This is a genomic window from Pseudomonas sp. KD5 (assembly GCF_012932895.1).
Taxonomy (GTDB): domain Bacteria; phylum Pseudomonadota; class Gammaproteobacteria; order Pseudomonadales; family Pseudomonadaceae; genus Aquipseudomonas.
In genome coordinates, this window is record NZ_JDWJ01000001.1 from 184,093 (window position 1) to 206,475 (window position 22,383).

25 protein-coding genes are annotated in these 22,383 nt (G+C 51.2%); 15 read left to right on the forward strand and 10 right to left on the reverse strand.

What is annotated here, in order from left to right; genetic code table 11:
- Positions 1 to 272: hypothetical protein (locus AF70_RS00820; protein WP_169342452.1), on the reverse strand; the 272-nt coding region annotated here is incomplete at its 3' end.
- Positions 273 to 571: 299 nt separating this feature from the next.
- Between AF70_RS00820 and AF70_RS00825 the strand changes: the two genes are divergently transcribed.
- From AF70_RS00825 to AF70_RS00845, 5 genes are all read left to right on the forward strand, one after another.
- Entirely contained in the window at positions 572 to 1,126 is a 555-nt protein-coding gene (locus tag AF70_RS00825) for an OsmC family protein (protein ID WP_019579174.1), read from the forward strand.
- A 97-nt stretch (positions 1,127 to 1,223) separates the two neighbouring features.
- Entirely contained in the window at positions 1,224 to 1,997 is a 774-nt protein-coding gene (locus AF70_RS00830) for an SDR family NAD(P)-dependent oxidoreductase (RefSeq protein WP_019579173.1), read from the forward strand.
- 175 nt (positions 1,998 to 2,172) lie between these two features.
- Positions 2,173 to 2,796 carry a TetR/AcrR family transcriptional regulator gene (locus AF70_RS00835; RefSeq protein WP_019579172.1) on the forward strand — a complete coding sequence of 208 codons (624 nt, stop codon included), beginning with the start codon at positions 2,173 to 2,175 and terminating at the stop codon, positions 2,794 to 2,796.
- A gap of 65 nt (positions 2,797 to 2,861) precedes the next feature.
- Entirely contained in the window at positions 2,862 to 3,557 is a 696-nt protein-coding gene (locus tag AF70_RS00840) for a DsbA family oxidoreductase (RefSeq protein ID WP_019579171.1), read from the forward strand.
- Between the two features lie 72 nt (positions 3,558 to 3,629).
- Positions 3,630 to 3,959: a co-chaperone YbbN gene (locus AF70_RS00845; RefSeq protein ID WP_019579170.1), complete on the forward strand. Its 330-nt coding sequence runs from the start codon at positions 3,630 to 3,632 to the stop codon at positions 3,957 to 3,959.
- Positions 3,960 to 3,997: 38 nt separating this feature from the next.
- Here the strand turns inward: AF70_RS00845 and kefC are convergent, their stop codons facing one another.
- From kefC to AF70_RS00870, 5 genes are all read right to left on the reverse strand, one after another.
- Positions 3,998 to 5,824, reverse strand: a complete 1,827-nt coding sequence (gene kefC / locus AF70_RS00850) for a glutathione-regulated potassium-efflux system protein KefC (protein WP_019579169.1) — start codon at positions 5,822 to 5,824, stop codon at positions 3,998 to 4,000.
- 1 nt (position 5,825) lies between these two features.
- A complete protein-coding gene (kefF, locus tag AF70_RS00855) occupies positions 5,826 to 6,347 on the reverse strand; it encodes a glutathione-regulated potassium-efflux system oxidoreductase KefF (RefSeq protein WP_028941112.1) in 522 nt (173 codons plus the stop codon).
- 190 nt (positions 6,348 to 6,537) lie between these two features.
- Complete coding sequence (locus tag AF70_RS00860; protein ID WP_019579167.1) at positions 6,538 to 6,756, reverse strand: 4-oxalocrotonate tautomerase family protein; 219 nt, start codon at positions 6,754 to 6,756, stop codon at positions 6,538 to 6,540.
- Between the two features lie 169 nt (positions 6,757 to 6,925).
- Positions 6,926 to 8,050, reverse strand: a complete 1,125-nt coding sequence (locus tag AF70_RS00865; protein WP_019579166.1) for an alkene reductase — start codon at positions 8,048 to 8,050, stop codon at positions 6,926 to 6,928.
- A 44-nt stretch (positions 8,051 to 8,094) separates the two neighbouring features.
- Positions 8,095 to 8,427 (reverse strand): carboxymuconolactone decarboxylase family protein, encoded by a 333-nt coding sequence (locus tag AF70_RS00870; protein WP_008015729.1) that lies wholly within the window; start codon positions 8,425 to 8,427, stop codon positions 8,095 to 8,097.
- A gap of 301 nt (positions 8,428 to 8,728) precedes the next feature.
- Here AF70_RS00870 and AF70_RS00875 point away from each other — a divergent pair, with 301 nt between their 5' ends.
- Positions 8,729 to 9,334, forward strand: coding sequence for an ACP phosphodiesterase (locus AF70_RS00875; RefSeq protein ID WP_019579165.1), 606 nt, complete (start codon positions 8,729 to 8,731; stop codon positions 9,332 to 9,334).
- A gap of 52 nt (positions 9,335 to 9,386) precedes the next feature.
- Here AF70_RS00875 and AF70_RS00880 read toward each other — a convergent pair whose 3' ends face one another.
- Positions 9,387 to 9,890: an Lrp/AsnC family transcriptional regulator gene (locus AF70_RS00880; RefSeq protein WP_019579164.1), complete on the reverse strand. Its 504-nt coding sequence runs from the start codon at positions 9,888 to 9,890 to the stop codon at positions 9,387 to 9,389.
- 275 nt (positions 9,891 to 10,165) lie between these two features.
- Here AF70_RS00880 and AF70_RS00885 point away from each other — a divergent pair, with 275 nt between their 5' ends.
- The 8 genes from AF70_RS00885 (at position 10,166) to AF70_RS00920 (ending at position 17,979) form a co-directional block, all read left to right on the forward strand.
- Positions 10,166 to 10,987 carry an ABC transporter substrate-binding protein gene (locus AF70_RS00885; RefSeq protein ID WP_028941113.1) on the forward strand — a complete coding sequence of 274 codons (822 nt, stop codon included), beginning with the start codon at positions 10,166 to 10,168 and terminating at the stop codon, positions 10,985 to 10,987.
- A 46-nt stretch (positions 10,988 to 11,033) separates the two neighbouring features.
- Positions 11,034 to 11,837: an amino acid ABC transporter ATP-binding protein gene (locus AF70_RS00890; RefSeq protein ID WP_019579162.1), complete on the forward strand. Its 804-nt coding sequence runs from the start codon at positions 11,034 to 11,036 to the stop codon at positions 11,835 to 11,837.
- On the forward strand, positions 11,821 to 12,489 hold the full coding sequence (locus tag AF70_RS00895; protein ID WP_019579161.1) for an amino acid ABC transporter permease: 669 nt from the start codon (positions 11,821 to 11,823) through the stop codon (positions 12,487 to 12,489). Before AF70_RS00890 ends, AF70_RS00895 begins: the two co-directional genes overlap by 17 nt.
- Positions 12,490 to 12,499: 10 nt before the next feature.
- Positions 12,500 to 13,165, forward strand: coding sequence for an amino acid ABC transporter permease (locus AF70_RS00900; protein ID WP_019579160.1), 666 nt, complete (start codon positions 12,500 to 12,502; stop codon positions 13,163 to 13,165).
- 71 nt (positions 13,166 to 13,236) lie between these two features.
- Positions 13,237 to 14,547, forward strand: coding sequence for an FAD-binding oxidoreductase (locus AF70_RS00905; RefSeq protein WP_231380584.1), 1,311 nt, complete (start codon positions 13,237 to 13,239; stop codon positions 14,545 to 14,547).
- 278 nt (positions 14,548 to 14,825) lie between these two features.
- Positions 14,826 to 16,328, forward strand: coding sequence for an FAD-dependent oxidoreductase (locus AF70_RS00910; RefSeq protein WP_019579158.1), 1,503 nt, complete (start codon positions 14,826 to 14,828; stop codon positions 16,326 to 16,328).
- 102 nt (positions 16,329 to 16,430) lie between these two features.
- Positions 16,431 to 16,808, forward strand: coding sequence for a Rid family detoxifying hydrolase (locus AF70_RS00915; RefSeq protein WP_019579157.1), 378 nt, complete (start codon positions 16,431 to 16,433; stop codon positions 16,806 to 16,808).
- Between the two features lie 31 nt (positions 16,809 to 16,839).
- Complete coding sequence (locus AF70_RS00920) at positions 16,840 to 17,979, forward strand: PLP-dependent cysteine synthase family protein (RefSeq protein ID WP_081013814.1); 1,140 nt, start codon at positions 16,840 to 16,842, stop codon at positions 17,977 to 17,979.
- Between the two features lie 101 nt (positions 17,980 to 18,080).
- On the opposite strand, the gene AF70_RS00925 is transcribed toward AF70_RS00920, so the two are convergent.
- Together AF70_RS00925 and AF70_RS00930 are read right to left on the reverse strand one after the other, a co-directional pair.
- Positions 18,081 to 18,395, reverse strand: a complete 315-nt coding sequence (locus AF70_RS00925; RefSeq protein ID WP_019579155.1) for an EthD family reductase — start codon at positions 18,393 to 18,395, stop codon at positions 18,081 to 18,083.
- Between the two features lie 25 nt (positions 18,396 to 18,420).
- The gene (locus tag AF70_RS00930) at positions 18,421 to 19,296 is read right to left on the reverse strand and encodes a TauD/TfdA family dioxygenase (RefSeq protein ID WP_231380581.1); all 876 of its coding nucleotides are present in this window, start codon (positions 19,294 to 19,296) and stop codon (positions 18,421 to 18,423) included.
- 293 nt (positions 19,297 to 19,589) lie between these two features.
- Here AF70_RS00930 and AF70_RS00935 point away from each other — a divergent pair, with 293 nt between their 5' ends.
- The gene (locus AF70_RS00935; RefSeq protein WP_019579153.1) at positions 19,590 to 21,188 is read left to right on the forward strand and encodes an NAD(P)/FAD-dependent oxidoreductase; all 1,599 of its coding nucleotides are present in this window, start codon (positions 19,590 to 19,592) and stop codon (positions 21,186 to 21,188) included.
- Here AF70_RS00935 and AF70_RS00940 read toward each other — a convergent pair.
- The gene (locus AF70_RS00940) at positions 21,185 to 22,300 is read right to left on the reverse strand and encodes an AraC family transcriptional regulator (protein WP_019579152.1); all 1,116 of its coding nucleotides are present in this window, start codon (positions 22,298 to 22,300) and stop codon (positions 21,185 to 21,187) included. The two genes, AF70_RS00935 and AF70_RS00940, sit on opposite strands and share 4 nt — an antisense overlap.
- Between the last annotated feature and the right edge of the window lie 83 nt (positions 22,301 to 22,383).

Here is a 22,383-nt window from a genome sequence, read left to right on the forward strand (position 1 = left end):
TCAGCGGCGACACCTTTGGCTCCGACATGATCGGCACCGTCAGCAGCCACCTGGCCCGTGCCATGCTCAGCGCCACTTCGTGCTAATGCGCCGGCGCCGACATGATCAGCACCATCAGACGCAGTAGCGGTAGATTTGGATTGGTTATCAACAGCTGATACAGAACTTGCGGTAGGTAGTTCTTGCGCCTCTGTACGTAACGACGTTTGAGGCACAGCGATGTATATTCCAATTGCTGATAAAAAAAGACCTGAAGCTATTTTACGGTTCATGACTACTCTCCCTGATACCTTTTCAATTAATTTTTTAAGCCTGGTAAAGATTTAGAGGGTAATAGCTTCTTTGCTTTAAGCCATCCTACTCGTAGGCGTTTTGCCGTCTGTCCGTTCGGATAGACGGTGCTTAGCTTTGGGCTATGTTTACCGGGCTTGTGAGTAGATTACTCCTTGCTGGGTTTCGCGCATCAAGCAATTTCAAAAAATTCTATTGCATCCCTCCCTACCAGTTGGTAGAGTTATTCCGTCGAACATCAACCCACGCGCAAAAATGCGTTGCACAGAGGACTTACCAAATGACAAATAACCTGAACGGTATTGACGTAGCCGCCCTGCAGCAGTTTGCCCAAGGTGTTGCTGAGGATGCGGGCAAGCGCCACGCCAGCTTTAACGTTAAGACTCAGTGGAAAGGCCAGACGCGCTCTGTGGCGAAAGTCAGTCGCTACAGCCTCGCCGGTGAGACCTATTCGCGTGATTTCGAAATCGTCGCCGATGAGCCAAATGAGTTGCTGGGCCAGAACAGTGCGCCTAACCCTCAAGAGCTGCTAATGGCCGCTCTCAACGCTTGCATGTCGGTCGGCTATGCAGCCAACGCCGCCATGATGGGTATCAAGATCCACAGTCTGGAAATTGAGACGGACGGTACCCTCGACCTGCGTGGTTTCTTGGGCCTCGACGAGAGCGTCAACCCAGGGTACGACGAAGTGAGCGTCGTGATTCGCCTGCACACCGACGCACCTCGTGAGCGCGTGGAAGAGTTGCATAAAAATGTAATTAAGACTTCGGTTAACTACGCCAACTTCTCGAAAGCTATCCGTATGAAGCCGACTCTCGAGGTTCGTGAGGACTGATTTTCAAGGGGGTTGATTCTCTGAACCCTAAGAGCGCCAGCAGACGAATGAACTCTGGCGCTGCAATTTTCGATAACTTGGTTAGCTGGAGTATGAAATGAACGATTTTTTCAAAGGTAAGAAACTGCTTGTTGTAGGTGGTACCAGTGGTATGGGTCTGGAAACTGCTCGCATGGTGCTGAAAGCCGGTGGCAGCGTGGTGTTGACAGGCAGCAAGCAAGACAAGGCAGACGCCGTCCGTAACGAGTTGAGCGCGTTTGGCCCGGTTTCTGTGATAGTCGCAAACCTCATGACTGAAGAAGGCATGAATTTCGTTCGCAACGAAATCAATGCCAAGCATAGCGATATCAGCCTGATGGTGAACTCTGCTGGCATATTCATTCCCAAAGCCTTCACCGAGCACGACGAAGCTGAGTACGACATGTACCTGTCTCTCAACCGTGCAACGTTCTTCATCACCCAGGCAGTAGTCAAGAACATGCTCGCCGCCAAGCGCGAAGGGTCAATTGTCAACGTCGGTTCCATCGGTGCACAGGCCGCTTTGGCAGGTTCGCCGGCCTCTGCGTACTCCATGGCGAAGGCAGGTCTGCATGCGCTGACACGCAACCTGGCAATTGAATTGGCTCACTCGGGTATCCGCGTCAACGCAGTTTCGCCAGGGATCGTTCACACCTCGATTTATGAAGGTTTCATGGACAAAGAGGCGATCCCAGAAGCGATGAAGTCGCTGAACGATTTCCACCCATTGGGTCGAGTTGGTGTTCCTGAGGATGTGGCCAACACCATCGTGTTCCTGCTGTCGGACAAGACATCCTGGGTGACCGGTGCTATCTGGGACGTGGATGCGGGAATCATGGCCGTTCGTGCCTGATTTCAGCTAACGCTGTCTGATGGAAGTCGCCTAAGTCGACTTCCATTCCATCACCAAGAGTGCTGGGAGGTGCAATGGCTCGAACGTTAATCAAAGGCCATTTGACTGGCCCAGTTGGCAGCAGCTTGCCAGCTTTTGGTGTAGGGCGGCTGAACCCTAGCCGCAGGAGTTTTCAATGTCTGTTTCGACAAGAGCAGCGCTGTTAAAAGTCGCGGAAGACCAGATGAGGTCTAAGGGCTACTCAGCATTTAGTTACGCTGATCTAGCCGCAACGATTGGTATTAGAAAAGCCAGCATTCATCATCACTTCCCGACCAAAGAGTGTCTCGGTCAGGAGTTGATCAAAGACTCAATCAATCGCTTCGAAGCGACCATTAGGTCAATTGAAGACACTGATAAGGATCCTTTGATGCGGCTTCGAGCTTTTTCTCGTCTGTTTGTCGTCAGTGCGAATGATGGGCTTCTACCTTTGTGTGGCGCACTGGCGGCAGAAATGGCTGCGCTACCTTTATCGCTTCAAGTGCTGACTCGAGTCTTTTTCGAGACGCAACTTGACTGGCTCCAGAGAACCATCAGTGAGGCAGCTATTCAGAAAGGCTGGTTGCTGGCCAGGCCCGCTCAAGCCTATGCATTCATGCTGTTGAGCGCATTAGAGGGGGCGAGTCTCATTGATTGGACATTGGGCAGATCGGCAGATCCCTTAGCTGGGTTCGACTGCTTGCTCGAATCGGTGGAGCGATCAGCCGCAATGGCTGCTCATGAGATCAGACATACCAGTGAGCATCAACAGAGTTATTAACAGTCGCTTTTAGTCTTCCCCAAATAGCGACGACTTCTTTTATTTCCTTTAATACAGAGTGATTTATGAGCAGTGTTTCGAAGAAATTCGTAATAGATATTTGGTCTGATTACGTCTGTCCTTGGTGCTGGGTCGCTAAGCGTCGTTTCGAAAAAGCGCTTGAAAACTTTCCTCACAAGGACAGCGTTCAAGTCAACGTTAGAGCTTACCGTCTTGCCCCGAACCATGTTGCTGAGCCTATGGTAGGAGCCCTCAAACGTAAATTGGGTAGTCCAACCGCTGCTGTAACCATGATGAGTACAGTTAAGCAATATGGCCAATCTTCGGGGCTGGATTACCGTTTCGAAACCATGCTGTTTGGTGACACTGCGGACGCGCACGTATTGGTCAAAGCAGTCGAAGATGTAGCAGTGAAGAAGAACCTGGTGGAAGCGCTCTATGAGCAAAGTACCACCCAGGGTAAATCGCTCTTTGACAGGAAAAGTTTAGAGGCGATAGCGAAGTCTGTAGGGGTATCTGATGAGTCGATTCGACTCGCGTGGTCATCCCCGGATCTGCGCCTTCAGATGCAGGAAGACGAGCGCGCGGCGGCCCAATTCGGCTCAGGCGTTCCATTTTTTGTGTTCAATAACGCATTTTCCATGGCGGGTGCTCAGCGTCCAGAAGACTTTCTCCAAGCATTGAATCAAATGTATTTGGAAGCAAAGGGCGAGGAGGAGTCGCTCAGCGGTCAAGTCTGCGGTATTGATGGGTGTAATTGATGCTAGAGACTTTGCGGCACCTGTTGGTGCTGCAATCTCTAGATTTGAAGTGGCGTTGTGGGTGAGGTGCAAATGAACCGTATCGTAGACTTGAAAGCCGAACAGTTCGCCAGATTCGTTGCAAAAGGAAGCAGCGTCGTGCTGTTTTCGGCGTCTTGGTGCAAGCCATGCCAGGAAATGAAGCCGGTCTTTCACGACCTGGCAGACAAGCTGCATTCTCGCGCCGCATTCGGAAGGATTGATGTGGCTGTTTCGCCGACGATTTCCCAAATGTACGGTATCCGGTCAGTGCCATCCTTGGCGATTTTTCACGAAGGGCGGTTGCGCTTAGTCTTGGCCGGCTCTCGATCGGCTGCCGCGTTGAAGAAAGCAATCTTGGCTGACTTAAAGGACGTCTTTTAGACTGACCTCAGAATGGCTTTAAATTTTTCGACGTTCGTTTAGCTATCTTTCTCTTCCGCCTTGGCTCGACTTTGATCCGGCCAGTTAATGATCGGATGAGCTCGATCTTCGTTGAAAATTTCCGTCAGAAGGGCGTTGGCCCGCTTGTATGCGTCGTACTTGAACTCAGTATCGTCCTCGGGCTGCGCGGCCATTTCTTCAAGCATTTCCTGGTTCAGGCGGCGGAATCGATCCGCGCGTTCACGGGCCTCGTAGCGCCCGACGCCCAGTTGCTCCAGCGCTCTGCGTCCAAGGGACAAAGCGCTTTCAAAAGTCTCCCGCTCAACTGCCTCTATGCCCATCTGGCGTAGGGTAATGATGTGCCCCATATCGCGAGCGCGCACCACCAGCTTCAGGGAGGGAAAATGCTCTTGGGCCAGCCGAGTCAGTGCCAGGTTGCCTTCCTGATTGTCGATGGCGTTGATTAGCACCACTGCTTGAGCAGCACCGGCGGCGTGCAGCAAATCAAGACGGGTCGCGTCGCCGTAGAACACCTTGACCCCAAACTTGCGCAACGTCTCGATATGATCGGGATCATGATCCAGCACCACTACTTCAAAGCCACAGGACATTAAGAGACGGCCCGCGATTTGGCCGAATCGACCAAAGCCGGCGATGATTACCCGAGGATTGCGCTGATCGATGGTGTCAGCCTCCTGGTTGCCCTGTTTATTTGCGGACTCCAAGCGATTGAGCATTAGGATCAGCAGAGGTGTGACGCACATGGACAGTGCTACCGCCAAGGTCAGGCTTTTACCCCAAGGGTCGACCAGGATGCCGGCAACCGTTGCTGCGCCAAACACGACGAAGGCGAACTCACTGCCCTGACCGAGAAACACCGCCTGCCAAGAGCGCTGTTCAGTAGGGACACTCAGGAAGCGGCCAAGGAGTTTGATTACCAGCAGCTTGATCAGGATGAAACCCAAGGTCAGCGTTAAGACTTTCAGTGGCGCATCGATCAGCGTGCCGAAGTCGATCGACATGCCGACGCCGATAAAGAACAAACCGAGTAGCAGCCCCTTGAATGGTTCAATGTCACTTTCCAAAGCGTGCCGGTATTCCGAGCTGGCTAACAGGACGCCGGCGAGAAATGCTCCCATAGCCATGGACAATCCTGCCTCTTCCAGCAACAACCCAAATCCAAACACCAGAAACAGCGCAACGGCACTGAAGATTTCGCGCAAGCCTGAGCGCGCTACAAAGCGCAGAACGGGCCGGGAGACGTACTGACCCAGGAGCACCACCGCGACGATCGCACCGACGATTTTCGCGATGGACAACGCGAGTTCCGCGCCGGTAGGCGTACCACCATTTGCGGCTAACAATGGAATCATCGCGACCAGCGGAATCGCCGCGATGTCCTGGAACAACAGCACGGCAAAGCTGCTGCGACCCACGGCGGTTGGGATCATGTTTCGCTCGTTCATGGCCTGCATGGCGATGGCGGTCGACGACAGACTCAGCGTCAACCCCACCAACAGTGCTGCTGTCCAGTTCAAGCCAAGTGCGGCGCAAAACACGGCAATTGCAACACCGCAGGCCAGCATCTGCAATGCGCCGCCACCGAAGACCATTCGGCGCATGGCCCAAAGACGTTTGGGATCAAGTTCGAGACCAATGATAAACAACATCAAAACTACACCGATTTCAGCAAAGTGCAGGATGGATTCCACATCCGTTACCAGCTTCAGACCCCACGGGCCGATCAGGCAGCCGGCCAACAGATAGCCCAGAACCGGGCCAAGTCCTAACCGAACGGCGATTGGGACTATCAAGGCAGCTGAGCCCAAGTAAATGAGCATTTCAATCAGACTGTGAGTCTCCATATCAATCTTCCTTCCAGGAGGCCAAGCGCGCGTAATAGTGCTCGATTTGTGAGTGTAGGGAGTCGGGTGCAGCTGCATACGCGCCGTGTACCACGACCGGGTTCAGCCAGCGCATGCTGCAATAGATTGCCGTTGCGTGGAGGGGTTGAGCCAACACCGAGAAACCTGGGTGGTTGCCTATTTGGAAATGATCGTGCTCGCCACCCGTCGTGACGGCCCACAGCAGACTCTTATCTTTGAGGGCGACAGAGCCTTTGCCGTATGCCCAACCGTGAGTGAATACTTTATCGATCCATAATTTCAAAAGGGGCGGGGAGCTGTACCAATACATCGGATGTTGCAGTACGAGCAGCTGTGCTTGATCGACCGCTTTCTGTTCAGCCTCAACGTCGATATTGAAGTCTGGATAAAGGTCGTACAGGGAACGTATGACTATGTCCGGATTGCTGGATACGCGTTCGAGCATTGCTCGATTAACAAGTGATTTTTTGGGGTAGGGATGAGCGTAAATGATAAGAATCAAGATGACCTCCAGGATGTCCGTTAGGTCGATGAGTGATAGAGGCCATCCCGCGTAAAGGATGGTTTTCATTCAAGCACTTTGAGGCCAATTAATGTCTTTTGAATGAAAAAGCCCTTCCTGGAGAAGATGCCAAGTCCCAAGGAACGAGATGCACCAAATCCAGAAAAGGCTTGATTTTCAGGGCCGCGCTTTATTCGCCAGCTTGTAGCTTCAGCACCTTTTCTGCGGTGATTGGTTCTCCTGCAATCCCCCAACTGCCGCTTTTCACTTCCTCGAAAAGAACCCAAGTGAGAGCGCGCATATTTTCACCTTCGACTGAGACCATGGCCTCGGTGACTTTATGAATCGCCTCGGCTTTTTGCTCTTCCGTGAAAACGCCTTCGATACCTTTAATAATGACTAACGGCATAGTGTGCTCCATTTCAATAAGGGCTATAGGTCAGTACCGAAGACGCCCATATCTCCGTGACTTTGGGGCGCGGCTTCTATCCAGTCTTTACAGCAGACATGACTGATAGGTACCGCATTACGACGGGCCTGCCCACGCAGAACTCAACGTAGGCTGAGCCTTAAAGCAATTACGCTTCAGCCGGAACCCGCTGAGCAGCGTTAGCGTAAGTCGGATAGTCGGTGTAACCCTTTTCAATCGAATCGCTTACGCCGTAGTAGGTTGCGCGATCGCCTTCCGCCAATGGCCAACCGTTCTGCATACGCTCTACCAGATCAGGGTTGGCAATGTAGGCGGTGCCGAAAGCGATCAGGTCGAGTTCACCTTTGGCCAGTTCAGACTCTGCGATCTCTTTGGTGAAGCCGCCAGCAGCCATCAAGGTGCCTTTGTAGGCTTCGCGGAAGGCTGCTCCGAAACCCGGAGGTGTTTGCGCGGCGAGGATGGTTGGTTGGTAGTTCAGATGAACGAACGCTAGTTCCCGTTCATTGAGGGCTGCTGCCATGCTCATCCAGGTTTCTTCTTCACCGTCGTACACGCCGAAGTCATACAGGCGACCAAACGGCGAGAAACGTACACCAATCTGGGAACCACCGATTTCAGCAGCAATTGCGTCAATGGTCTCCAGCAGGAAGCGCTGACGGTTGGCAATCGAGCCACCGTACTGGTCGGTTCGAGTGTTCAAGGCACTGCTCAGGAACTGATCGAACAGAAAGCCGTTCGCCGCCATGATTTCGATACCATCAAAACCTGCGTCCATTGCCATTCGCGCAGATTTCACAAAGTCGGCGATAACGCGTTTTACTTCCTCAGTTTCCAGAGCACGTGGAGCGCTAGGTTGAACCGGGCCTGATTTGCCAGGGTCGATCCACGCATACACCGTGGTATCAACCGCAGGCACCGTACCCGAGGAGACTGGCACCATGCCATGCACCGAAACATGAGACATACGGCCAACGTGCCAGAGCTGCGCAAAAATCTTCCCACCCTTGGCATGTACGGCTTCGGTGACTTTGCGCCAGCCTGGCAAGTGCTCATCTTCGTAAATGCCAGGGGTGTACAGATAACCGCGAGCCTCGTCGGAGATAGGCAGGCCTTCGGTGATCAGCAAGCCGGCAGAAGCACGTTGCGCGTAATACAGCGCGTTGGATTCATTTGGAATGTTGTTCAGGGTACGGGTGCGGGTCATCGGCGCCATGACAACACGGTTTTTCAGCGCAATGCCTGACAAATCGTAAGGGGTGAACAGCTTATTCATGATTAATCTCGACGTCGTTAAAGAGTTGAAGGGCGGAGAAAGACTTATGACTTGTCGAAGGCGTCGAGCACGTGAGTGCTATAGACCAGCGCAGCCCCTGCGTTCATGTTGATTGCTACGCCCAAAGCTTCTGCCACCTCTTCAGTAGTTACGCCGAGCTTTTTGGCCTCTGCAGCGTGAAAAGCAATGCAGCCATCGCAGCGGGTAGTCACCGCTACGGCTAACGAAATCAGTTCGCGTGTTTTGGCGTCCAGCTGGTTTGTTTTCGCGCCAGCACCTCCTAGCGAAGCCATGCCTTTCAAGGTCTCAGGGGACAGGCTATTCAGCTGTACCAGGCGGGCATTGATGTCTTGACGAGTTTGCTTCCAATCTTGCATAGGATTCTCACGTGGGCGTTAACGCCCTGCAGGTTCACGGGGATAATTTTGAATCTGTATATACGCTACCATCTAGTTGGTAGGCGTGCAATGAGAAAAACGACAATCGGCGTCATCGTGTAATTTTGAAGGTGGCTGCGGGCGACACGCAGCTGCAGAGCAGGGTGGCTGGGCGGCTTTAAATCTGCTATTGATGACCTACCTAGTGAATGGTAGCGTTTATATGGAGGGCCGATCTCGGACGGGCGGCGCCCAGCGCTATCAACCCTCCCAAAAGCCCTATAGTTCGTAGGAGTCGTTGATGAACTACCTTGCACATCTCCACTTAGGCGGTCAGGAGCCACAGCAGTTGCTGGGGAGTCTTTATGGGGATTTTGTAAAGGGGACGTTTTTAGGAAATTTCTCTACGCAGACTGAAGAGGCAATCAGGCTGCATCGCCGAATTGATGCTTTTACGGATTCCCATCCACTGGTTAGAAGGGCGCTGGAGCGATTTCCTGTCACAAAACGTCGCTACGCAGGTATCGCCCTCGACATGTTTTTTGATCATTGCTTAGCGCGGGATTGGGAGCGATACGCCGATCAGCCCCTGGACGTTTTTTCTCAAAAAATCTACCGACTTTTAGAGGATGAGCCCGCGTTGCCGGAGCGCTTGGCCCAGATCGCGCCATTAATCATTTCGGAAAATTGGCTTGGCGCGTATAGGGATTTTTCGATGATCGGACATGGGCTGGAAGTCATTTCCTTGCGCCTATCCCAGCCAGAAGGCTTGCGTGGGGCATACGAAGAGCTGACAGCTCTGTATGAGCCGCTGAGTGCGGATTTCCTAGAGTTCTATCCATTGCTGTGGCAGTACGCCCAACCCGGTTCGGAATTAGGGAAAAATATCGCCAATTCCGATGGTTAGAGTTTAAACCAGGCAGCTCGTCTGGATACAACGAGCTGCCTCAGAATCTGATTTAGTCTGGAATAAATTCAAGCGGTACTTCGCTTGTTGACTTTATTTCTTCCATTGCAAACATTGAAGTCATATTCGCAACCGGTAACTGACTAATGATTTTTTTATAAAGTGCGTCGTACGCTTGAATATCTGGTAGGAAAGCGCGGATTAGATAATCGACCTCACCGCTCATCCGATAGATGTCGACAATTTCGGTCATGTCACGTGTGGCTTTGTGGAAGCGATCTATCCATTCGATGGAGTGCTCCCTTGTTTTGATCATTATGAACACTGTCACTTTTGCATTCAGCGTCGTTCTGTCGAGGATGGCGACACGTTTCTTGATGAAACCTTGCTGTTCCAGGCGCTGAATTCTGCGCCAGCAGGGCGTCATAGAGAGCCCGACCTGCTCTGCGAGCTCGGTTACGGGCTGAGTAGCGTCGCGCTGAAGTCCCGCCAGTATTCGACGATCGATACGGTCTAGACGGGAGGAACGATCCGGCGGCTTTGAAGAACTGGACATTTAGACAGCCTCGAAAAAATATTGCACAGATACAGAAAACATTGGAAGTTGCTTCTATGTCAAGAGGTTGAGGTGTGGAAATTTTGCAATAGTTTACCTATTGTCAAATGGTAGTCTTTTTTCATCAGCTAAACGGATCGAGCAGAGTGCTTCATCAGGGAGAAAATAAGAGGTGCGTCCCAGCCCCAAAGCGGGCGCGCTGAAAATAACAAGAGGCTCAGAGGGCCATCCCCTCGAATCTGCGCTTGGCCGGCGCATCACTGGGAGATACCGATATGATTTTCAAACGTATGGGCATGCGTCTGTTACCGGCATTGGTTCTAGTAGGAGTGGTTTCCGGATCGTCAGGCGTTTACGCCGAGGGTGAGGGGGATGGCATATGGGCCGCAGCCCAAAAATCGGGCTCTATTCGATGTGGCACGGCGGAGGCTCCGCCCTACATCATGAAAGACCCTGCCACCGGGGAGTATTCAGGTTTCTTTGTCGACGCATGCAGAGAGTTCGCTGAAATACTGAAGGTCAAGCCGGTCTTTGTGGACACCAGTTGGGACAACATGATCGCTGGCTTGCAATCCAGAAAATGGGATTTGGCACCGGCACTTACAGCTACCCCGCAACGTGCGCTCTCTATCGTGTTCTCTAAAAACCTTTCAGCTACTGAATCGACCTTTATCTACAACCAGAAAAATCCCAAGACGAATCAGCCTAAAGGAGTTGCTGATATCGACCAACCGGGAGTCACCATCGCGGTGTCATCTGGCACGGCTCAGGATAAGTCTTTAACGGCCATCATCAAAAACGCATCGATCATGCGGCTGCCTGGCCCCGACGAAATCCGTTTGGCTGTTATGTCAAAACGAGCTGATGTGATTTTCGATACATCGGCAGCTAATGACCTTTTCGCCGCTTCTCACCCCGACTGGGCAGTAGTTCTTAGACCTGTACCAGCGATCGATAAAAAAGGGGTTTCGTTCGGCCTACGGCGCGATACCTCATACGCTGATCTTCAAGTATTAGACCTTTATATCAATGATGCCGTCGCGACCGGTCATATGGATGAGCTAATCAAGAAAGCTATTGCGCACGAGACTAAATAATTTCCTTGTGAGTGGTAGTGGCTGTCTGAATTTGGAGTAGAAGCTAATGGCAAATGCAAACTATCTCGTAGAAATGAAGGGGCTGCACAAGAGCTACGCAGGCGGCGTAAAACCTGTGCTGCAAGGTTTGGACATTAGCATGTGCCCTGGTGACCGTGTCGTCGTGATTGGGCCGAGTGGTGGCGGAAAAAGTACGTTGCTACGAGTGTTGATGGGTCTAGAAGATATTGATAAAGGCCAATTACTGTTTCAAGGTAAAAACTATATTACGACTGATAAGTTCGGAAGAACCGTAATTGATAAGGATATTCGTCGCAACATCGGTATGGTTTTCCAGCATTACACTTTGTTTCCGCATCTGAATATTTTACAAAATCTGACACTTGCGCCGATCAAGGCTCGAGGAGAGTCAAGACAATCGGCAGAACAGCGAGCACGTGGTTTATTGGTCAGATTTGGACTGGAAGGAAAGGAAAAAGCTTATCCAGCCCACCTGTCTGGTGGGCAAAAGCAACGCGTGGCCATTGCCAGGGCTTTAATGCTTGACCCAAAGCTGATGCTTTTCGACGAAGTTACCTCAGCCCTTGATCCTGAACTTGTCGCTGAAGTCGAGCAAGTCATTATGCATTTGGCTGAACAGTCTATGCCGATGGTGATAGTGACTCACGACATGCACTTTGCCAGGAACATCGCTTCCCGCGTCATTTTCTGCGCTGGCGGTGTGGTGGTCGAAGATGGCCCGCCTGAACAGGTACTGGGGAGACCCAAGGAAGCTCGAACGAGAGAGTTCATACAGAGAGTCTTTCATATTGGCGAGACTGTAGGAGTCGGACGTGAACTATCAATTTGATTTGTTCTTTATCACGAGCGGGCTCTGGCCACTACTGAAGGGGTTAGTCGTAACCCTTCAACTCACCGTGGCGGCGAACATCATAGGTTTGACTCTGGGTTTCGTTATTGCGCTCCTGGTAATGAGCCCCAATCCGATACTCCGTTGGCCTTTCACTCTGTTCATTGAGTTCTTTCGCTGTACTCCTGCGCTTGTCCAGATCGTGTGGTTTTTCTACTGCATACCAATCATCTTCGATGTTTACATAGACGCACTGACGATGGGGATCTTGGCGATTGGGCTTAATCTCGCAGCGTTCAACGCAGAAGCGTACAGGGCGGCCATCCAAGGAGTGCAAAGTAATCAGTACGACGCGACTGTTGCGTTAGGTCTCTCTCCGTTTCAACGAACGGTCTATGTAGTCTTGCCCCAGGCATTTCGCTCGGCTCTACCCGTGTTGGTTGCAAATGGTATCGGCGCTTTTCAGCAAACGGCACTCGTTGCGATTGTCGCTTTGCAAGACCTTATGTATATGGGAAAAATCTTGGCCACCGATACCTATCGTCCTATCGAAGTGTTCACGGTTATTGCACTCATATACTTTGCGATATCGTTCCCAATATCTCAGCTCGTAGAATACATAGAGCGCCGCCGCAAAGCGGAAAACTCATGAGGACGCGGCCATGGAACTAGATTTTTCAGTAATCTTCGATTACAAGGCTGCCTTACTTTTCGGCCTTTTATTAACCCTGAAGCTCACAGCAATCTGTGTGATATTGGGTTGCGCTTTAGGCTTTATGGTCGCCATAGCGCGCAGCTCAAAAAACAAAATTATATATGGGATTAGTACCGTATATGTGGCGCTGTTTCGCGGCACTCCAGTGCTCATTCAGTTGTTTTGGATGTTTTTCTGCTTGCCTCTGGTATTGGGTGTTGAACTCTCGAACCTGACTTGTGGAATCATCGCGCTTACGTTGTATATGGCGGCGATAACCAGTGAGACGTTCCGTGCATCGTTCAGCTTCGTTAGCAAAGAGCAACATGATGCGGGGGTTGCTCTCGGACTAACTTACCGTGTGCATACATTGTACGTTCTTCTACCGCAGGCGCTCCTCAGAGCGGCTCCCACGCTTTTATCGAATTGCACTAGCTTATTTAAGGAGAGTGCGCTCGTCTCCGCCGTGGGTATGGCCGACTTAATGTTTGTTAGTCAAAACATATCTAACCGAACGGGGCATCCGGTTGAGCTCTTGACCGCTGCTGCAGTAATTTATTTTGTAATTGCGTTTCCTATTACTCGCGCTGTTACGGCGCTGGAGCGAAAAATTTTGCATACCATGGCTATTTAGTTAAGCAAAAAAACCAACCCTTTGTAGCGATTGAAAACAGTTAATAAATTAAACGCTCGTAGCGAAGTAGGATGATTATGTTTAATGGCGATAGACCTTTCATTAGCGGACAAGAATCTGAAATCAACCATTCAATGTGGTCTGCGACCGGTGGGGAAAAGCCAGAAAGCGTGGTTCTGGCGCGGCAAGAGTCCTGCGATGTCCTGATCATTGGCGGCGGATTCAATGGCGTGACTGCTGGGCTCCACTGTGCAGAACGCGGCGCTAGGACAATATTGGTTGAAGCCCAAGAAATTGGTTCTGGTGCTAGCGGACGGAACGCAGGGCAGGTAAATCCGGGTCAGTTTCTCTCGCCGGAACAAATTCTTCGTGCGCTCGGCCCGGATTACGGTCAGCTCTTTTTGAAGGAGTTGGGCAGCGCGCCTGACGTCGTCCGTCAACTGATACGCGATTACGGTATTGACTGTGCCGCTGACGAAAGGCCTATCATCCGCTGTTCAACGTCTCCTCAGAAAACACGAGAACTCGAAATCCAGGCCTCGGATTGGCAAGCCTTGGGCGCGAATGTTCAGATGGTCTATGGCTCTGAACTCGAAGAGATGAACGGATCGATCCGATATAAAGCTGCATTGATCGATCATCGCGGATTTACGCTTCAACCGCTTGCCTACGTGCGCGGGTTAGCGCGAGCCGCAGTCGCCAGAGGTCTTAGAATTTCTACCGGGTCTAAAGTGACATCCCTGGAGCCTTCAGGTACCGGATGGGTCGCTACCACCGGCAATACGACAATAAAAGCCGACAAGGTCATTCTCTCAACCAACGCATACAGCAATGATCTGGTACCAGGTTTCAAAGAGGAAATAATGCCTCTTGGTGCTTTTGGTATCGCCACTGCAGATCCGTTACCTCCTGAGTGGAGAGAGCGAATTTTGCCTCACTACATAGCCATGTGGGACACCCATAAGATACCGCTGTGGTTTAGATATGACCCGGTAGGGCGTCTTCATGTTGGATCTATTGGATTCCTTCCCATTCATTCGGAAGGGGATAACTGGGTAAATCGCGCAATGAAGTTTGTCTATCCTTTCGCGCCTACATTCAAATGGGGCTATCGGTGGTCAGGCACCCTTGGCCAAACGGTCGACAGATTGCCGCATCTCGTTGAGCCGCGCCCGGGCATCTTTGCAACCATCGGATGTAATGGGCGAGGCATTGCGCCAAATGCCTATTTCGGAAAAATGCTGGCTAAAATCGCACTCGGCGATGATGTAATCACTCCGTTGCCATTAAGAACGTCTTCGAAATATCCAATGCGTGAGATCGCATTAGAAGCGTATGACGCTGGAATTCGTTTCTATCGCAATACGTTACTTTTTACGTAACCAAGACGAAAAAAATTTGTGGACTCTGCAGTGTTGTTGGAGGTCTTTGTTCACGCATTAGCGAATGCTTGGAAAATATTTCCAAAAGTTTAGCTTTTTTTAGAAGTCTATTCGGTTTTGCTTGGCTTTAGCGGTGAAGATTGGAAACTGCTTTTAGTGAAGGAAGAATACACTGACTTTATCAAGCCGGATTAGCGAAAGAGCGATATGAGTGGCCTCTAGGGCTGTTTGCGACGAGATGACCTATATTTCGGATCTATGTAGATAGGTGAAGAAAAATGAGTGTGAAATCAACAGAATGTAGTGCTCTTGATGAATTGGCGTCCAGGGTACAGGCCGATCTCCACGTTCTACGTTTTCCCCATGACCCTTGGGTGCTGCCCAAGACGCACCCTAGCGGCAAGCATGTCTATGACGTGGCGATCATCGGGGGAGGCCAAGGCGGGCTTGCAATCGCGGCGGGGCTTTTGCGCGAACGGGTTGATAACATCGTTGTTTTTGATCAGCAGCCTAAGGGACTGGAAGGCCCATGGAACAATACGGCGCGGATGCGCACTTTGCGTACCGTAAAGCATTTGCCAGGTATTGATGCGTCCTTAACCAGTCTTGCACCTCAAGCCTGGTACACAGCCAAATACGGTGAAGAGGCTTGGGAAGAGCTGGTCAAGATTCCGAAAGGGGACTGGCAAGAGTATCTTACATGGTGTCGCGATACGCTGAAGATTCCAGTCGAGAATCTTACTGGTGTATCCAACGTTATTCCAGAAGACAAACTGTTTCGACTAGAGCTGAACAGATTTGACGGTCGAGGGGAAATATCGTCTCGCGAGTTTGTTTATGCTCGCAGAGTCGTTGTTGCGACGGGCGTTGATGGCAGCGGGGCGTGGCATGTACCCAAATTCATCTCATCGGCATTGCCCAAAGATCGATATGCTTCTTCAGGAGAGCATATTGATTTTTCCAAGCTTGTAGGGAAGAAGATAGCTGTTCTCGGTGCAGGCGCATCTGCTTTCGATAACGCTTCGACCGCACTTGAGGCGGGAGCGTTAGAAGCGACTGTTTGTATTCGTCGCAAGGATATCCAGCGTATTAATCCTCAGATCTGGATGGCAAAAGCAGGGTTCCTTAATCATTACGCTGATATGGACGATTCCCTGAAGTGGAAATACATGCGGCATATGTTCAGGTACAACATTCCAGCTCCACAGGACGCCTACAATCGATTGTCAGGCCTAGAAGGTGCAAGCGTTCGTACCAATGCGGCCTGGGAAGGGGTGAAACTCGTAATTGATGACGGAAAAGAACAAGTTGAGGTCTCCCTTGCGTCTGGAGACAAGCTCAAAGTGGACTATTTGATCGTCGCCGTCGGTTTTGTGAATGATTTTTCTCTACGCCCGGAGCTTTCAAGCATTGCCAATAGCATAGCACTCTGGCAAGACAAATATAGCCCGGCTCATGGGGAGGAAGATGCTCAAATTTCCAGTCATCCCTACTTGGGTGAGAATTTTGAGTTTATCGAGAAAAGGTCTGGGGAAACTCCCTACATTTCGAAGATATTCAATTTTACCTATAGCGCGCTCGTCAGTATGGGGCTTTCCGGCTCCGCTATCAGCGGCTTTAGATATTCGGTTCCTCGCGCGGTTCGTGGTATCACCAAATCGCTATATCTTGAGGATGCTGAAGAAATTTATAATAAATTTACCGATTACGCTGAGCTTGAAATAGTAGGGGTCGTTCCCTTCAATAATTCAACTCAAAAAAGAAAAGTTTTCGCTGATTGAATTAAGTATCGTTGTTCAGTTCATGAAAGGTATCGGCAATCGGTACCTTTACTAATATCGAAGCTGTGAATTTTAATATTCTAAAAAGGGTAGGGTATTTTTATGAAAAATATTTCCACTTTGTTAGCGCCTGCTGCCGTCGGCCCATATTCGCAAGCAGTATGCCATGGCGAGTATCTGTTTGTTTCGGGACAACTCGGTATCGACCCTTCCAAGGGAGAGCTAGTGGCGGAAGATGCCATGCTTCAAATGAAACAGTGCCTCAGCAATATTTCAGCGATTGCTGGAGCAGCAGGTACTGATATTTCAAAGACTATCAAAACAACAATAATGGTTACGAACTTAGGTGATTTCGCCAGGTTGAATGAAGTGTATGCGACCTATTTCTCTTCACCGTTCCCCGCTCGAGCCACGTTCGAGGTTTCCGCACTTCCGAAAGGAGCCCTCGTCGCAGTAGACGCAATTGTCGCATTGGACTGAATGTTGAATTAGTGGCCAAAACAGGATATTTATGAATCTTAATCTCGGAAATCAGGATAAAGAGTGGACTCGCTGGGCGATCGGCGTGTTGCAGGGGGATGCTAATCGCTCTGCCGATACACATCTGATTCCTTTGGATTTTAATGGGCTACCTGGGATATCGATTTATCTGAAAGATGAGTCTACTCACCCTACAGGCAGTCTGAAGCACCGCTTGGCACGATCGCTTTTCCTGTATGGCATCTGCAATGGCTGGATAAAGAAAGGTACTTTATTAGTCGAGGCATCTTCTGGTTCAACAGCTGTCAGTGAGGCGTATTTCGCTAAGCTCCTAAATCTGCCCTTTACTGCGGTAATGCAGCGCTCCACCAGTTGCCAGAAAATCGATGCTATCAATCGATTAGGGGGGGCATGTCACTTTGTTGACAATCCTGGAGCTATCTATACGGTCGCCGAGCAACTTGCTCGTGAAACGGGTGGTCATTATTTAGATCAGTTTACAAATGCAGAGCGCGCTACAGACTGGCGCGGCAATAATAACATTGCCGAAAGTATATTTTCGCAAATGGCAATGGAGCAAGATCCTGAACCAGCTTGGGTGGTTATGAGTGCCGGCACTGGAGGAACATCAGCCACAATCGGAAGGTATATCAAGTATAAGCATCTGAATACTCGACTTTGTGTAGTTGACGTTGAACATTCCGCTTTCTACGAATCCTACGATACTGGAGATAAGGCGAGCACTTGTGCGACTCCGTCTCGCATCGAAGGTATTGGTCGGCCTAGGGTAGAGCCTTCGTTCATCCCTGATGTCATCGATCACATGATCAAGATTCCAGACGCCGCTTCACTTGCTGCCATGCACGTTCTTTCAGAGCGGTTATCGCGCCGTGTTGGTGGTTCTACGGGAACGAATTTCTTTGGTGTTTGTTGTATTGCGGAGCAAATGCGCTCACAGAAACAGACAGGTTCGATAGTGTCGGTAATTTGCGATTCGGGAGATCGTTATGCCTCTACATATTACGATGCTGATTGGCTCAAAGAAGCCAATATTGACATAAGGCCTTATGAGAAATATTTGAATTTGTTTCTCGATGGAAAGAGTTCGGATGTGTCACTGATCAGCCTTTGTAAAAATATATGCGGTAGTAGTGTTGTGGCTCATTGTTAGTTATTAATAAATTGATGGCTCTTATGCAAGCGTTAAATAATTAGGCACCTGGTTCTTAAAAACAGGTGCCTTTCGGTGTGCGCCAATTGGTTTCTTGGGGATCAGCCGACGATCACTTCGCTGATCTGAATGGTGGGCTTGAGACTGGTGTAATTGGCGATGTCCGCTCCGATAGCCTTGGCATGCGGCCCGAATGCAGAGGCGAACGCGTCGAGTGATTTGAAGAAGAGATGACCTATCGCAATGTAGGTTGGAGCGCTTCCAGGCACTGGGCCTTGAAGGCCTTTCTCAATAGTGAAGTGACTGCAGGCCCCGGCCATCTTCTGCTGAATCATCGTCATATGCTGCTCACGATAGTAATCGAAGTCGAAGGTTGCGCCAGCTTCATTCGGGTACAGAATGCTTACGTCAATCATTGGGTGTATTTCCCTGGTTTATTGATTAAACGGCGGCAACACCAACAGGGCGTTCGCCTGAGATGGTTGTTCGATGCATGAGGCGTAGGTGGCCGTCGTAGCCACCCTCTGCATTGTGAAGCGTGCAGCGGTTGTCCCACAGAGTAAGCATGTTCGGCGCCCATCGGTGACGGTAGACGTATGTGTCCTGCACCATGTGCTGATACAAATAACTCAGCAGCGACGTCGATTCTCCATGAGTCAAACCCTGAATACCCTGCGTGTAGACAGGGCTCACGTAGAGCGATTTGCGACCCGTTACGGGATGTACACGTACCAGCGGGTGTGGCCAGGTTTTGTCGGCGTCTTCACTGACCACTATCTTCATTGAACGTGCTTCTGTCTCTTTTGCGAACAGGCCATTTTTGCCATAGGGCATGCTCGCAGAATGTATCGCGACGAGATGATTCATGAGTCCCTTCATGGTCTCAGAAAGATCATCGTAGGCACGATAGCCGTCGGCAAATAGCGTATCGCCGCCCACGGGCGGAGTGATCTTGGAATGTAGGATGGTTCCCGCTGGCGGCTGTTCCTGAAAGCTCCAGTCTGAGTGCCACTGTGCACCAAAGTTAACTGCCTTTTCATCAGCCTCGCGTCTGAGTTCGAGAATGTGCGGATGAGCCTCCATCGGGATGATATATGGGTCTACGCCGAACTCACCAAACTGAAGCGTGAACGCCTCCAGTTGTGTGTGGGAGAGAGGCTGATCCGGGAAGTAAACCACCGAGTGCCTAGCCCACGCTTCCTTCACCTCTCTTAGTACAGCTGCCGCGAGTGGCTTATCAATCGAGATACCAGTAATCCTGGCTCCAAAACCCTGAGCCTCGGGTTCCACCTGAATATGCCTAAAGTTGCTGTCCATCATCGCAGTCCCTTTCTCTCGTTTTTATAAATAAATCACAGGAAGACCGTGGAGGGATTCTCCGATGCCAGTCCTCTGCTGTCGTTGCTACCGTGCGACAGAGAATTGATTTGGGATGCCAATACCTTGGGCGGTTGGTGTTCCCACCATTTAAATTGTCGTGTCGAAACAAATCTTTGGCGTGTGGTGCCATTCACGCCGATTCCCCACGTACCCACACTCAGCCAGGCTGCGTAGCGATTGCGCAGCAGTGATCAATAAAAATCCCGGAAAGGGCAGGGAAGGAACGAACGATGAGCGATTACGATCTGAGTTTTAAGCGCGCGTTGGCTCGTGGCGAGCTAGACAGCAGGTTCGACACGATTGTCATAGGTTCTGGCGCAGGCGGCCTAAGCACAGCCGCGTTGTTGGCGCTCGAAGGACAACGCGTTTTGGTGCTCGAACGCCACGCGGTGTTGGGTGGTTGTTTGCAATCCTTCAAACGCCAGGGCTTCGAGTGGGACGTAGGCCTGCACTATATGGGCGAGGTACACCGCAAAACGAGTGGCCTCTATCGCCTTTTCGACAAAGTCTCAGGTGGTCAACTTGAATGGGCGCCCATGCCCGAAAACTACAATCGCATTATCGTAGGTGCCAATAGCTACGATCATATGGCTGGTGCAGAAGCCTACAAGGATCGACTCAAGGACTACTTTCCGAAGGATGCGCGCGCGATCGATCGTTACGTAGAGCTAGTGGGTGAAGCAAGCCGGGCTGCGAAATGCTTCTTCGGAGAGCGGGCGTTGCCACGTTCAGCGTCTGAGGCAGCGTTCACCAAGGCTCAGACTGCATTCATGCCACTTGCACAGCGCACAGTGCAGGATGTTTTGGACGAATTGACTGACAACGCTGACCTTAAGGCAGTCTGGTGTGGGAACTACGGCGACTACTGCAATTCCCCTGCAGAGGCCTCTTTTGCGATCCATGCCATGGTTTTCAGCCATTACATCGATGGTGCGAGCTACCCCGTTGGCGGTTCGCAACGCATCGCCACAGCAATGGCCGACACTGTGCGTGCTGCAGGAGGAGCTTGCCTTGTTACTGCTGAGGTTGTGAGCATCGAGATGTGTGATGGTTGCGTGGTAGGTGTAAAAACCGCTGACGGAAGCCAAATTCTCGCGGACAGAGTCGTCAGTGCGATTGGTATTTCTCAGACCGTACCGCTGCTGGCTCATGCAAATCCAGAACTGGCGCAGCCATTGGGCGAGGTGACTAAGAGCATTGGTACAACTCAATGTTTTGCTGTGCTTAACCTTGGCATCGACATCGCAAACGCAGATCTGAACATTCATCCAGCCAATCTTTGGGTGCACCCAAGCAACGATCTACCAGCGAATCTCGCTCGGTACAAAGCTGATCCAGAGGGACAGCCCATGCCCCTTCATTTCATTGCCCATCCATCACTGCGGGATCCGAGTTGGGCCGACCGTCACCCTAAGCAGAGCACGATGGACGTCTGCGGCCTGACAGATTGGTCGGTGTTCGAGCGTTTCACTGGCACGAAGTGGAAGCACCGAGGTGCAGAGTACGAGGACATGACAGCAAGCCTTAGAGAAGACCTCTTGGCCGTGGCCTTAAAACATTATCCTCAAATCGGCGGACATATTGCTCATGCCGAGTTGGCTACACCTCTTACTTTCAATCACTTTCTAAATCGTAGTCACGGCAATTTTATGGGATATGAGCAAACGCCACTTCGTTTTGCACAGCGCTGGATGCGTGCGCATGGCCCCGTTAAAGGTCTGTTTTTCGGTGGACAGGATGTGACCGCTGCCGGAGTCAGTGGCGCGATGGTCAGTGGGCTGGTCGCGGCGAGTGCAGTTCTTGAGCGTGATCTTTTCCGAGAGCTTTAGCTCTCAAGATCGCACCGGGTCGAATCGGCTGCACAAGCCGTATTTTGGTTGTCGGAACTCTCGTTGCTGGTGATTGCAAGGGCCTTTCCTACTGCAGAGAAGCTGCTTGCTAATTCTTGGCGCAGCGCACTAGGTGCTTTACCGAAATGACCTCGCACAGCATGCGAAAAAGCGCTGGGCTCTGCATAGCCCAGCCGTTCTGCCAGCATCACAAGCGGCAGATTGGGATCAGCCAGGCCTTCCAATGCCTCGCTCATACGTACCGCTTCCAGTAATTGGCGGAAGGATGAACCGCGCTCAGCCAATCGACGCTGAAGAGTACGCCTGCTGAGATCCAGCGAGCGCGCTACGCTGTCGCAATTCGCTTCCGAAAATCCCTGTGCTGCGATGGCTGCTGTCACGTAATCAACGAGCGTGTCGGAGCGACCCTGGGTTTTAAGCATCGTCTCCGCGCGACCGAGTACGATGCGAAGCAATGTTGGATCAGCAGCCTGCCAGGGTGAGTCCAGCAGTTCAGCGCCAAATACAACACGAGCGTGCTCGACTCCGAGAATGATCGGACATTCGAAATAGACTTGATAGCGGTCGGCTAAACACGCGTCAGTACCAGGTAGCTCAATTCTGGTTGGCCTTCGATCAGTCGGCATACAGTTATAGAGAAGGCGCATGTACGCGGCAAACAGCGAATCTATCTGGGCCGGATGCATGGCAACCGGGCTGGGTGTTACGTGGTAAACCAGCTGAACACCATTGTTGGAAGCAGGTTCAACTGAAAAACGACCAGAGTTGCTAACTAACTGCTGCAGCCTGACCGTATGAGCGAGCGCGTGGCGCAATGAGCTACTGTGCATCAATACCAGTGCTACGACGTTCATCGATTGCAGTGGTAGTGCTACGCCAACCTTCAAGCCGAGCAGCGGATCCTGGGAGAGGTGCATCGCACGCTGCCAAAGCCTCCTCACTTGCACGAGTTGCAACTGCCGCGTAGGCGCCACGTCGTCCCACTGTTGAGTCCAGGGAGCGCCCAAACGGGAAGGTTCGATACCTTGCCGAGTCAGTTCCTCGATGACGCCTACAAGCCAAGTGGCACTGACGGTGAGAGGTCGGGTCATTGTATGTCCGTTAGCTGCCACGCAATACTTGCTCGGAAAGAGATGAGACCCTTACTTGGCGCTGCGTTGCAAATCGGTTGCTC